The organism is Flavobacterium sp. IMCC34852, assembly GCF_030643905.1.
In the GTDB taxonomy this organism is placed as follows: Bacteria; Bacteroidota; Bacteroidia; order Flavobacteriales; family Flavobacteriaceae; genus Flavobacterium; species Flavobacterium rivulicola.
Genome location: NZ_CP121446.1, coordinates 728,520 through 740,399, shown reverse-complemented (window position 1 = coordinate 740,399; position 11,880 = coordinate 728,520). Strand labels below are relative to the sequence as shown.

Genomic DNA, 11,880 nt, shown 5'->3' with positions numbered 1-11,880 from the left:
TAGCTATGAAAAAAATAATACCATTCATTTTTGGCCTTTTAACTATTCCCGCTTTTGCACAAACCATCGGGTTACAAAGTTTTGCTACCGGATTTTCCTCTCCTGTTGAAATAGCCCATCCGGCTAATGATGCCCGTTTGTTTGTGGTGCAACAAGGCGGCTTAATCCGAATTGTTAATGCCAATGGCACAGTTAATACGACGCCTTTCATAAATTTAAGTACTGTTATAGTCTCCGGTGGCGAAAGAGGTTTGTTGGGCTTGGCCTTTCACCCCAATTATGCTACCAATGGTTATTTCTATGTCAATTATACGCGTGCCGGTGATGGCGCTACCGTAATTGCCCGCTATACAGTTTCCTCAGACCCGAATGTAGCCGATGCTTCAAGCGGAACAGTTTTATTGACGGTTGCCCAACCTTTCAGCAATCACAACGGCGGCTCTATCAAATTTGGTCCGGATGGCTATTTATACATAGGTATGGGTGATGGCGGCAGCGGTGGTGATCCCGGAAACCGTGCGCAAAATATCAATGATAATTTGGGTAAAATGCTGCGTATTGATGTGGATTCAGCTTCGCCTTACGGTATTCCGCCAACCAATCCTTATGTGGGTGTTGCCGGTAATGATGAGATTTGGGCGATTGGTTTACGAAACCCATGGAAATTTTCTTTTAACCGTTTGAATGGCGATTTGTGGATTGCTGATGTAGGTCAGAATGCCATAGAAGAAGTAAATAAAACAGCCAATCCATTGCCAAATACGGGATTAAATTTTGGTTGGCGATGCTACGAAGGCAACGTGGCTTATGACAATTCGGGCGGTTGTCCGACTTATGCCAATACCGTGGCACCCATTTCGGTTTATACCCATGGCTCAACAGGAAGATGTTCTATTACCGGTGGTTATTTTTATACCGGAACTGCTTTCCCAAATTTTACCAATAAGTACATTTTTGCCGACTATTGCACCGCAGAAATCGGATGGATTGATACTTTAGGTAACATTACTTGGGGTTACAATGCCACAGGCGTAATAACCACATTCGGAGAAGACAAAGACGGCGAATTGTATGTGTTTAATGGTGGCAGCCTTTTCAAATTAATCGATACGTCACTAACCACTGATGATTTCAGCCAAAACGGGTTGAGTCTTTATCCTAATCCGGCAAACGATCAGTTTTTCCTCAAAAACAGTTCTGCAGTCGAACTATCTTCTTTAAAGATTATCGATCTTACCGGAAAAACTATCCACACACAAAAACTCACTGAAACTGAAGTTAACACTATAAATATTTCGGGTGTTGCCCGAGGCATTTATTCGGTAACCATAGAAACCCAAACCGGAAAATTATTTCAATCTAAATTAGCGGTGAAATAATTTTGCGTATGAAGAAAATAATGTTGGGCTGTTTTACCCTAACGGTCTTCTTTTTCGGTTATCAATTTATTTCCAAAAAACCATTCAAAACCCACTCTATTGCGGTGACATCAGAAGATACTATCAACCGGAGACTACAACAACAGGCTGAAAGTCTCAAAACATTTATCAAAAAAAACAGCGAATACAACAGTGACCTCGTTTTTTTAATTGATATGAAAATAAAATCGGGTGAAAATCGCTTTTTTGTTTACGATTTAAAAGAACATAAAATTAAAGACCAAGGTTTAGTGGCACATGGTTCGGGTTCGGAAACCGGTAGTGAAAACCAATTGAAATTCAGCAATATTCCCAATTCAAACACGACTTCTTTGGGTAAATATGCTATCGGGCATCATTATGTGGGCAAATTTGGAAAAGCCTATAAATTGTATGGTTTAGACAAAACCAACGACAAAGCTTTTGAGCGTTTCATCGTCTTGCATTACTATGATAAAGTGCCTTACGAACAACAATCAGAACCCATTTGCAATAGTTTAGGCTGTCCGATGGTCAATGAAAAATTCTTCAACAGACTCGAAAAAATATTGGATAATGCGGAGAAGAAAATCCTTCTGAACATTTACTATTAAGGCGCCGGATCAGGAAATACCGATTGGATTTTATTAATTTCGGCAATGACTTCGGGCGATAATTGCACTTCAAAGGCCGCAATGTTTTCTTGTAGTTGTTCCATTTTAGTCGCACCGATAATAGTTGACATCACAAAATCTTGTTGGTTTACAAAAGCTAAAGCCATTTGGGTTAAAGTCAATCCGTTGTCTTGCGCCAATTCTTGATACAGTTTGGTGGCTTTCCAACAATTTTCACCGGCATATCGGGTAAACTGAGGAAACAATCCCAAACGAGAATCCGGTTGCAGACCGTTCAAATGCTTCCCGGTTAAAAAACTAAACGCCAGTGGAGAATAAGCCATCAAACCCACATTTTCGCGCATACAAATCTCCGACAAACCTACTTCAAACAAGCGATTCAATAAAGAATACGGATTTTGAATCGTGGCAATTCTGGGCAAATTATGCTTTTCGCTTTCGTTTAAAAACTTCATCACGCCATACGGATTTTCGTTAGAAACACCAATGTGTCTTAGCTTCCCTTCTTTAATCAAACCGTCATAAACGCTTAAGACTTCAAAAAAATTATCTTGCCATTGAGTATCAATTTTGGAAACACCACGTTGTCCGAACATGTTCATCACGCGTTCCGGCCAATGCATTTGGTACAAATCGATATAATCGGTTTGGAGATTTTTTAAACTCAGTTCTACCGCTTCGTGTATGCTTTTCTTAGAGAAATTCAAAGGCTGGCGAATGTATTCCATCCCGCGATTCGGTCCTGCGATTTTAGTAGCGATAACCAAGTTGTCTCGGTTTCCGGTTTTCTTTAACCAACTCCCAATATACTTTTCCGTAGAACCTAAAGTAGCTTGTCGTGCCGCAATCGGGTACATTTCGGCAGTGTCTATAAAGTTAATTCCTTTTTCAATCGCGTAATCCAATTGGGCATGCGCATCGCTTTCAGTATTTTGTTCGCCAAAAGTCATCGTGCCCAAACAGACTTTGCTGACTTTGATATCGGTATTGGGTAAAGTAGTGTAGTTCATTAGTGTTGTTTTTCGCTGCGCAAAAGTAAAATATTGTACCCGTTAATTTTAACCGATTAACACATTTTTTGGAATCGTTTGTTACAAAAAAAGGTTCTAAGCAAAAACTTAGAACCTTAGTTACTTAGAACCTCAGTACCTATCTCTTAAAACTCATTCAACATCTTTGAAATCTCATCCAATTTCGGAGTCAAAATAATTTCAATCCTGCGGTTTTTGGCTTTGCCCTCTTGCGTATCGTTACTCATTAGCGGTGCGTATTCTCCTCTACCGGCTGCGGTTAAATTTTTCTTTTGAATTCCGGCATTTTCTCCCAAAATATTCACTATCGCTGTGGCTCTTTTGGTCGATAAATCCCAGTTGTTCTCTACACCGCCGCCAATAGCGCCGTAAATTTTGTCGTTGTCGGTATGCCCTTCAATTAAAACCGTAATGTCAGGATTCTGAGCCAATACTTTCCCCACTTCTACTACCGCTTTTCTACCTTCTGAACCTACAGCCCAACTTCCGGTTTGAAACAACAATTTGTTTTCCATGGAAACGTATACTTTGCCATTTTTTTGTTCTACGGTCAGTCCTTTTCCTTCAAAGGCATTCAGCGCTTTTGACAACGTTTCCTTTAATCGTTTCATGCTTGCATCTTTGGCGGCAATCATGCTTTCCAATTCGTTTAATCTTTTGGTGCTCGAAGCCAATTCATCTCTCAATTTATTCAATCGATCTTGTTCTGCAGCCATGGCTTTTTCTTTGGCTTCTAACTGAGCCAATAACTCACGGTTTTTGTTCATATTGGTTTCCAAAGCATCGTTGCTATTTTTCTCCAAAGCCGCATACGATTCTTGTAGAGCCTTTAAATTATTGGTCGTTGCCGTACAATCGGCTTGGAGTTTGTCGCGGTCAGCTTTGAGTTTTGACAATTCTGCCATTAATGATTTGTTAACCGAATCAAACTCGGCATTCGCTTTGTGCAATTCATCTACTTCATCCGACAACGAACGATTTTCTTTTTTTAAATCGGTGTACTTATTCTCTAAATCATTGTAGATTTTTTTAGACACACAAGAAGACATTACAGTCAATGCTACTACTCCTAAAACTATTCTTTTTATCATAAGTTATTTTGTTTTATTTTATTTGTACATATCGGGAGTCACCACATATTCGGTTACGTGTTCTCCATTTTTATCTGAGTAATTATACTTGATGGTGACTTCCTTATCTCGAAAGGATTGAGCATCCGGATTTTCCTTTGCATTTTTCAAAAGATTCGGAAAAATATATTTCTTTACCGTATCTAAATTGATTTCGGCTTTTGTGATATCGTTCAATTTGTAGTTGTACTGAATAGTTTTGTTGGGCATTGCCTTAACATTTACCAACACTGTTATTTCATCTACCTGAAAAGGACAACCTCTATTCATGTTTTCTGCCACATTGGCCAATTCTGCATCAATTTTCGGATTTAAATCTTCAACTGAAGGTTTTAGCGAATCTAATGACGGTTTTAGTAAAGTGTATATTCCAAAAAAAGCAGCCCAAAAACAAACTACAAAAATTACCAATAGTAGGGGATGCATTTTTTTCTTTGGTTTATACCCAAAGGCTAACGCTTCTGTCTTTTCCACTTCCTTGACCACTAACAAATGCCCGCAATCCAAACAATATTTTGTCTCATGATTATGCGCTGTTTGACAATTTGAACAAATAGTTTCCATGCTTATTGTTTTAATCAATTTCCACCAAAACCGGACAATGGTCGGAATGCTTGGCTTCGGGCAAAATCACGGCTCTTTTCAATCGGTTTCTCAACGGTTCGCTGGCCAAACAATAATCAATCCTCCAACCTTTGTTATTGGCTCTGGCATTGGCGCGATAACTCCACCAACTGTAATGATGCGGTTCTTTGTTAAAGAATCTGAAAGTATCGATAAAACCGCTTTTCATGAATTTATCCAACCAGGCGCGTTCTTCGGGTAAAAATCCTGAGACCGTTTTGTTTCTAATTGGATCGTGAATATCAATCGCTTCGTGACAAATATTATAATCGCCACAGATAATCAAATTCGGGATTTCTTTTTTTAATTCGTTGATATAATTTTGGAAGTCATCCATGTACATGAATTTGTGGTCCAATCGTTCAATATTTGTCCCTGAAGGCAAATACAAACTCATCACTGAAAAATCATCAAAATCTACGCGAAGATTTCTGCCTTCAAAATCCATATGGTCAATTCCGGTTCCGAAAACCACATTATTGGGTTTTATTTTGGATAAAATAGCCACTCCGCTGTAGCCTTTCTTAGTAGCCGGAAACCAATAATGATAAGGATAGCCGGAGAGTTCAACGTCTAATAACGGGATTTGATCTTCGGTCGCTTTGATTTCTTGGAGACAAATAACATCGGGGTTGGCTTGTTGCAACCAAGTCAAAAACCCTTTGGATATGGCCGCACGAATGCCATTTACATTATAAGAGATAATTCGCATTAAGCTTTACATTAGTTTTTAACTCCGTTACTTCGACCGAATGGCCTTGGGTCAAAAATAGGTAAAAACCCAAACATTTGAAACCCAAAAACCTTAATAAAAAATTAAAGTTTCAACGGTGTTTTCCACATTTTCTCAAGGCTATTTGAGTAGAATTACTATCTTTGTTTCTTACTCAAAAACGAACGGTATACATGGGTTTAGTTACTGCTAAAGAAGTTGCAAAAGCAATAAATGCTGATAAATACGGGGTTTTCGGTACTTTTTGCGGCTGGCTATTAATGAAAGCTTTAAAGATTTCAACCTTAAACAAAATCTACGACCGCAACAAACATTTGAGCGAAGTAGAATTCCTGAATGCGATTTTGGATGAGTTTCAAATTAAATTTGAAATTCCGGAAGACGATTTAAAACGATTACCCAAAGATGGCGCTTATATTACCATTTCCAACCATCCGCTTGGTGGGATTGACGGTATTTTATTATTGAAATTAATGCTCGAAAGAGAACCGAATTTCAAAATCATCGCCAATTTCCTGTTGCATCGCATCGAACCGATGAAACCATACATCATGCCGGTCAATCCTTTTGAGAATCACAAAGATGCCAAATCGAGTGTGATCGGAATTAAAGAAACTTTACGCCATTTGAGTGACGGCAAACCTTTGGGCATGTTTCCCGCCGGAGAAGTATCCACTTATAAAGACGGCCAATTGGTAGTAGACAAAGCCTGGGAAGAAGGCGCCATTAAAGTAATCCGTAAAGCCCAAGTCCCGGTGGTTCCGATTTATTTTCACGCCAAAAATAGTCGCTTTTTTTACTTTTTATCAAAAATCAACCCAACGCTTCGCACTGCGAAATTGCCTTCGGAATTGTTGACCCAAAAAGACCGAGTAATTAAAGTGCGTATCGGGAAACCCATTTCAGTAGCCGAACAAAACGAACACAAAACCATAGAAGAATACTCGGAGTTTTTGCGTCGTAAGACTTATATGTTGGCCAATTCTTTCAACGAAGAATCCAAATTATTGAGTTCGCAAAACCTGAACCTCAACTTGAATTTAAAAACCCCTAAGAGTCCGAAACAAATTGTAAAACCGGCCAACCACGACAAAATTTTAGAAGAAGTAGAAGTGTTGAAAGAGGGTGATTACCGCTTGTTGCAAAGTAAAAACTACATTGTCTTTTTGGTGACTGCCGATAAGATTCCGAATATTTTACACGAAATAGGTCGTTTGCGCGAAATTACCTTTAGAGCCGTTGGCGAAGGAACCAACGAGTCTATCGACTTAGACCAATACGACAATTATTACCATCATATGTTTCTTTGGGACGATGAAAACCAACAAATTGCCGGTGCTTACCGCATGGGATTGGGCGCGGAGATTTTTCCTAAATACGGTATAGAAGGTTTTTATTTGCAGGATTTATTCCGTTTTGAACCCGAATTGTATGGCATGATGTCGCAATCCATAGAAATGGGAAGAGCGTTTATTGTGAATGAATACCAACAAAAACCAATGCCTTTATTCTTGCTTTGGAAAGGCATTGTGCATACCACTTTGCGTTATCCGGAACATAAATATTTGATTGGCGGCGTGAGCATCAGTAACCAATTTACAGAATTCTCTAAATCGTTGATGATAGAATTTATGAAGTCGCATTATTACGATCCGTATGTGGCACAATACATTCACCCGAAAAAAGAATTCAAAGTAAAACTAAAAGATGCCGATAAAGATTTCGTTTTCAATGAAACGGAAGCCGATTTAAATAAATTCGATAAAATTATAGACGAAGTAGAACCGGGCAGTTTGAGACTTCCTGTTTTAATCAAAAAATACATCAAACAAAATGCACGCGTAGTAGCGTTTAATGTTGATCCGTTATTTAATAACGCTGTCGATGGTTTGATGTACATCAGAATCGCCGATTTACCGGAAAGCACGGTAAAACCGGTGATGGAAGAATTCCAAGCCGAACTCGAACGAAAAGAAAAGAATTATAAATAGACAAAAAAGGCAACTCAATGAGTTGCCTTTTTTGTCTATTCTTCCTTAATTCTATCCTGAAAAGCTTTCCAGTCTTTATCCGAAAGTGTGGCTTTACTTTTTAGTTTTTTGCCTTTGATATACTCTAAAATATATTGGGCTCGTTCTTCTGATTCCGGGTGATCGGAAATCCAATACATGGCATCACTCATATTGCTGTCCTGAGCCATTTGGTACATAAAATCGGCCATAGGTTTTGGATCTATTTTGGCGGCTATCAAATAATCAACACTGGTAATATCAGCTTCTTTCTCTAATGTTCTGTCGTAGGCTGAAGAAGTCAACGATTGTAAAACCTCTCTCGCCAATCTGCCGCCACCATTACCGGTCGCCTGAATTAAAACACTATATCCTAACTCTTTGGACAATTTTTTCATCACGTGATTTTTCTCGATATGGGCAATTTCGTGTCCCAAAACACCTTGCAAAGCTTCTTGTCTTTTACAATCTTCTATCAATCCGGTGTAAACAACCAAGTGATTATTGGGCAAAGCAAAAGCATTAATTTCATCTTTAATTATGATATGTACTTTTAAAGAATCGCGTTCTATGCCATTGGCTTTACAAATCGGATTAATCAAACTGTCTAATGTTTTGGTAAGCGTATCGTTGCTGACAAGGTCTTCAGTTCTGGAGATTTCATCCCAAATCATTTCGCCCAATTCATTTTCAAGTTCATGGGTTCTTGCCTCTACTTTGAAAAATTTCATGAAATCCAATTGGGAAAAACCAAACCAGACAGCGCCAAAGGTCATTACTATAATCAATCCCTGAAAAATGGTTCTTTGTATCATTATGGTTTACAGATTAAGTTAGTAACATTACCGAAAAATAAAAACTGTACATGTTTCCCTTTTCGGGTTTGTACAGCGGCATAAATGGTAGAAAAAATTTCAAATACGTTGAATATAATTACCGTAAAAATGTAAGCGAAATATTCATTGCTCACTTTTTCATCCGAGAACAAAATGGAAACCGTCCACCAAAAGCTGGCGCTGTTAATTCCCAATAAAGCTAACTGTGACAACAAAGCTTGTGTACAATGCCATCGTACAAAGTAAGTCCCTTTTCTATTGGCCAAAAAGAAAAAGAAAGTGGCCAACAAGTTAATAATCGGTAAAGGCAATCCGGCAATCAAGGCTACCAAGGACATCAAATAACTATTGGATGACTTTTCGCATTCGTGTTCACCGGGTTTGTAGACAAAAGTGGTTTCTTGTATCATAGATTTTTATATAAGTTCCAAATCCAATTGAGCAACACTAACAGAATTAAAACAATGGCAATCCATGGCTTTCTCATAATAGCTTCTGCTCTTTTGTAAGCTAAAAAAAAGGTTTCTTTTTTTAAAACAATATCGGTCAAAACCCAAATCGGGAAAACAGTCATGATGACCGCAACAATTATTCCAAAAGGATTCAGCCTCAATGAGTCGATTATTCTGCCTTCCGAAATCAAAGTTACAGCCCTAGTAGTGCCACAAGACGGACAAGCATAACCGGTCACATTTTTGATGGGACATAAACTGATGTTCTTTGTTCCGGTGTTAAAAAAATGATTTAAAAAAAGGTAAATAAACCCTGCTAAACAAGCGATGAGTAACAAGGAATATAACTTCTTTCGCGTCATTTATTAATAGAAGGTGTTTTGGAAAGTTTCCATGTTCTTTTCACGAGTCGCGCCCATGATTAAAAACCAATCAATAATAGCCCAAACACCAAAGCCACCACAGGTTAATAGCTTTCCAACTCCCATTCCGGTATCTCCAATCATAAAGCGGTCAATTCCTAATTGGCCACCCATTAACGATACAATCAATGAAGTGCTTGGCTCTTTAAACTGAAGTGTAACTACCAATCCCCATTTACTTTCGTCAAGGCTTAATAATTTTTCTCTAACAGCGTTTAAATGATGACTTTCAAAATACTTGGCGTTAATCATCATAAACAAGTCTACTTTCTGTGAATCCATAATACTATTTTATTGGTTTTTGTTAAGATAGGCTAATATATAAAATTCTTATAAAAAACAAAGCCTCGTGAAAAAGTATTATGGTTGTGCTTCCCTTTTATAAAATACCGTTACCGCTAACAAAAGCAAGATACCTTCAATAGTAAAGAAAAACAAATGATTGAATACGTCTTGAGCAATATAACTACATCCCAAACCGAAAGCCAATAATCCGATACTCATATACAATACCTGCAAACGCGCAACATGTTTGCCTTCTTTTATGGGTTTAGCCAAAAAGAACAACCAAATACTCGACAGCAACATCATAATCGAAGAATACAGCCAAATCATCTGCATGCCTTGTGCCGCAACCGGCTGAATTTCTCCTTTTTTAATGTGTTCTAAAACCGCGGGCATGCCCATAAACGCATGAGGAAAAAACTGAAGGAAAGTTAGGATTCCCACAATTACCACTAAATAATAACTCACTTTATTCATAATCAAAAGGGTTTAGTTCATATTCAAAAACAATTTGTAATTCGTAATTGAACAATTTTATCCACGATAGTCTGTGCCAATTTTTCATGGCTTTCAAACGTCCAACCGGCGATATGTGGCGTTAATAAAACATTCTCTGCTTGGAGTAAATACTCAAAAGCTTTGGGTTTTTCGCTATCGATAAAAAGATTTTCAAAAGACAATTTTTCATATTCCAAAACATCCAATCCGGCGCCAAGAATTTTACCCGATTCCAAAGCAGCAACCAAATCATCAGTTACTACATTTTTCCCACGGGAAGTATTGACAAACCAAAACGGCTTAGCAAAAGCATTGATAAATTCAGTAGTAACCATTTTATCCGTTTCGGGCGTCCACGGAATGTGCAAACTCAACACATCGGCTTGGGCTTGTAATTCGGTAAGGGAAACTTGCTTCGCATTGGCATCGCCCACATTAGGAAGAATATCATAACACAAAACGGTTACATCAAATCCGCGTAATTTTTTGGCAAATGCTTTTCCCATATTGCCATAACCGATAAGTCCCACCGTTTTGCCTTCTAACTCATACCCTCGATTGCCTTCTCTTATCCATTTGCCTTCACGCACTAATCTATCAGCGCGATTCAGTTTGTTCATTATAGATAAAAGCATGCCCAAAGCATGTTCCCCAACCGCATTCCGATTCCCTTCAGGAGCAGCGATAAGATGAATGCCTTTGGTCTCAGCATACTCACAATCAATGCTTTCCAATCCGGCACCAACTCTGGCAATGAATTTCAGATTCGTGGCTTTGTCTAAAAAATCTTTGTCAATTTTAAACCGACTGCGAATAACCACACCGTGATAGTTATGAATTTTGGCTTCTATTTCAGTTTTAGAAGAAGAAAAATCGGCTTCATTCTGAAAACCGGCTTGCTCCAATTGTTCCCACAATAAAGGATGATTGCTGTCGATATGGAGAATCTTAATATCTTGGTTAGGCATGATGGTAAATTGAATAGTAAAGATAGTATTTATTAGAACATTTTTTTGATAGCAATTTTATTTCTCCTCTATGCGTATTAATCGTGTCTAACCTTTGCTCACATCTTTACAAGCTTGTTAAAATGCCTTGCTGCAGATTTTCTGTTGCCCGGTGTTTTTCCATAATCTTAGCTTCAATAAGGAAAAAACCTAAGAATTACAAAAACATCTTCCATAATTGTATAACGCCTTTTTTTCTTGAAATCTTAATTTTATAAATCGAAGTTGTCGGAAAAAGTTTCTCCCCAACTATGATTCTAATCATAAAATTAACAATCGTTTAATGTCGAAATTTGTTTAAGAAATTTTAATACATCCAATCATGAAAAAATTATTTTTAACTGCTCTTGCTTTTTCTCTGTTAATCGCTTGTGGTAAAAAGGAAAAAGAAACCGAAGAGTATAATCCTGCGGCTGACCCAAGTGCAACAGAAACAACGGCTACTGACCCATCTTCTTATGACCCAAAAAGAGGTGAAGGTAAATTTACAACTGTAGAACTAGGCGCTGCTTTAGACCAAGCCATGGCAACTAAAGGCGAAGAAGTTTCCGGAGTAAAATGTACCTCTTGCCACAAAATGACCGATGAAAAATTAGTCGGACCGGGATGGAAAGGCGTAACCGAAAGAAGAAAACCGGAATGGATTATGAACTTCATCACTAATCCTGACCCAATGATTGACAAAGATCCTGAAGTTCAAGCGCAATTAGAGATTTGTTTGGTTCGTATGCCAAATCAAGGTCTTAGCGACGACGATGCCAGACACATCTTGGAATATATGCGTAAAAACGACGGTGTAAAATAAACCAAAACCAGAGATT

14 protein-coding genes are annotated in these 11,880 nt (G+C 38.2%); 4 read left to right on the top strand and 10 right to left on the bottom strand.

What is annotated here, in order from left to right:
- Positions 1–5: 5 nt before the first annotated feature.
- Both P7V56_RS03365 and P7V56_RS03360 read left to right on the top strand, forming a co-directional pair.
- The gene (locus tag P7V56_RS03365; RefSeq protein ID WP_171221088.1) at positions 6–1,379 is read left to right on the top strand and encodes a PQQ-dependent sugar dehydrogenase; all 1,374 of its coding nucleotides are present in this window, start codon (positions 6–8) and stop codon (positions 1,377–1,379) included.
- 8 nt (positions 1,380–1,387) lie between these two features.
- Positions 1,388–2,011: a murein L,D-transpeptidase catalytic domain-containing protein gene (locus tag P7V56_RS03360; RefSeq protein ID WP_240976551.1), complete on the top strand. Its 624-nt coding sequence runs from the start codon at positions 1,388–1,390 to the stop codon at positions 2,009–2,011.
- Here P7V56_RS03360 and P7V56_RS03355 read toward each other — a convergent pair.
- The 4 genes from P7V56_RS03355 to P7V56_RS03340 all read right to left on the bottom strand — a co-directional run bounded on the left by P7V56_RS03355 (position 2,008) and on the right by P7V56_RS03340 (position 5,529).
- On the bottom strand, positions 2,008–3,042 hold the full coding sequence (locus P7V56_RS03355; protein ID WP_171221089.1) for an NADP(H)-dependent aldo-keto reductase: 1,035 nt from the start codon (positions 3,040–3,042) through the stop codon (positions 2,008–2,010). The two genes, P7V56_RS03360 and P7V56_RS03355, sit on opposite strands and share 4 nt — an antisense overlap.
- Before the next feature lie 146 nt (positions 3,043–3,188).
- Positions 3,189–4,154, bottom strand: coding sequence for an OmpA family protein (locus P7V56_RS03350; protein WP_171221090.1), 966 nt, complete (start codon positions 4,152–4,154; stop codon positions 3,189–3,191).
- 18 nt (positions 4,155–4,172) lie between these two features.
- Positions 4,173–4,757, bottom strand: a complete 585-nt coding sequence (locus P7V56_RS03345) for a DUF8479 domain-containing protein (RefSeq protein ID WP_171221091.1) — start codon at positions 4,755–4,757, stop codon at positions 4,173–4,175.
- Positions 4,758–4,767: 10 nt separating this feature from the next.
- Positions 4,768–5,529: an exodeoxyribonuclease III gene (locus P7V56_RS03340; protein ID WP_171221092.1), complete on the bottom strand. Its 762-nt coding sequence runs from the start codon at positions 5,527–5,529 to the stop codon at positions 4,768–4,770.
- A 194-nt stretch (positions 5,530–5,723) separates the two neighbouring features.
- On the opposite strand from P7V56_RS03340, the gene P7V56_RS03335 reads away from it, so the two are divergent.
- On the top strand, positions 5,724–7,541 hold the full coding sequence (locus P7V56_RS03335) for a lysophospholipid acyltransferase family protein (RefSeq protein WP_171221093.1): 1,818 nt from the start codon (positions 5,724–5,726) through the stop codon (positions 7,539–7,541).
- Positions 7,542–7,576: 35 nt separating this feature from the next.
- On the opposite strand, the gene P7V56_RS03330 is transcribed toward P7V56_RS03335, so the two are convergent.
- The 6 genes from P7V56_RS03330 to P7V56_RS03305 all read right to left on the bottom strand — a co-directional run bounded on the left by P7V56_RS03330 (position 7,577) and on the right by P7V56_RS03305 (position 11,020).
- Positions 7,577–8,374, bottom strand: coding sequence for a M48 family metallopeptidase (locus P7V56_RS03330; RefSeq protein WP_171221094.1), 798 nt, complete (start codon positions 8,372–8,374; stop codon positions 7,577–7,579).
- Complete coding sequence (locus P7V56_RS03325) at positions 8,374–8,805, bottom strand: magnetosome magnetite crystal formation protein family (protein WP_171221095.1); 432 nt, start codon at positions 8,803–8,805, stop codon at positions 8,374–8,376. Before P7V56_RS03325 ends, P7V56_RS03330 begins: the two co-directional genes overlap by 1 nt.
- Positions 8,802–9,209: a DUF2752 domain-containing protein gene (locus P7V56_RS03320; RefSeq protein ID WP_171221096.1), complete on the bottom strand. Its 408-nt coding sequence runs from the start codon at positions 9,207–9,209 to the stop codon at positions 8,802–8,804. The genes P7V56_RS03325 and P7V56_RS03320 overlap by 4 nt, the downstream gene beginning before the upstream one ends.
- A 3-nt stretch (positions 9,210–9,212) precedes the next feature.
- The gene (locus P7V56_RS03315) at positions 9,213–9,551 is read right to left on the bottom strand and encodes a TM2 domain-containing protein (RefSeq protein WP_171221097.1); all 339 of its coding nucleotides are present in this window, start codon (positions 9,549–9,551) and stop codon (positions 9,213–9,215) included.
- Between the two features lie 78 nt (positions 9,552–9,629).
- On the bottom strand, positions 9,630–10,031 hold the full coding sequence (locus tag P7V56_RS03310) for a hypothetical protein (protein WP_171221098.1): 402 nt from the start codon (positions 10,029–10,031) through the stop codon (positions 9,630–9,632).
- Positions 10,032–10,054: 23 nt separating this feature from the next.
- Positions 10,055–11,020, bottom strand: a complete 966-nt coding sequence (locus P7V56_RS03305; RefSeq protein ID WP_171221099.1) for a 2-hydroxyacid dehydrogenase — start codon at positions 11,018–11,020, stop codon at positions 10,055–10,057.
- Positions 11,021–11,381: 361 nt separating this feature from the next.
- On the opposite strand from P7V56_RS03305, the gene P7V56_RS03300 reads away from it, so the two are divergent.
- The gene (locus tag P7V56_RS03300) at positions 11,382–11,864 is read left to right on the top strand and encodes a c-type cytochrome (protein WP_171221100.1); all 483 of its coding nucleotides are present in this window, start codon (positions 11,382–11,384) and stop codon (positions 11,862–11,864) included.
- The last annotated feature ends 16 nt before the right edge of the window (positions 11,865–11,880 follow it).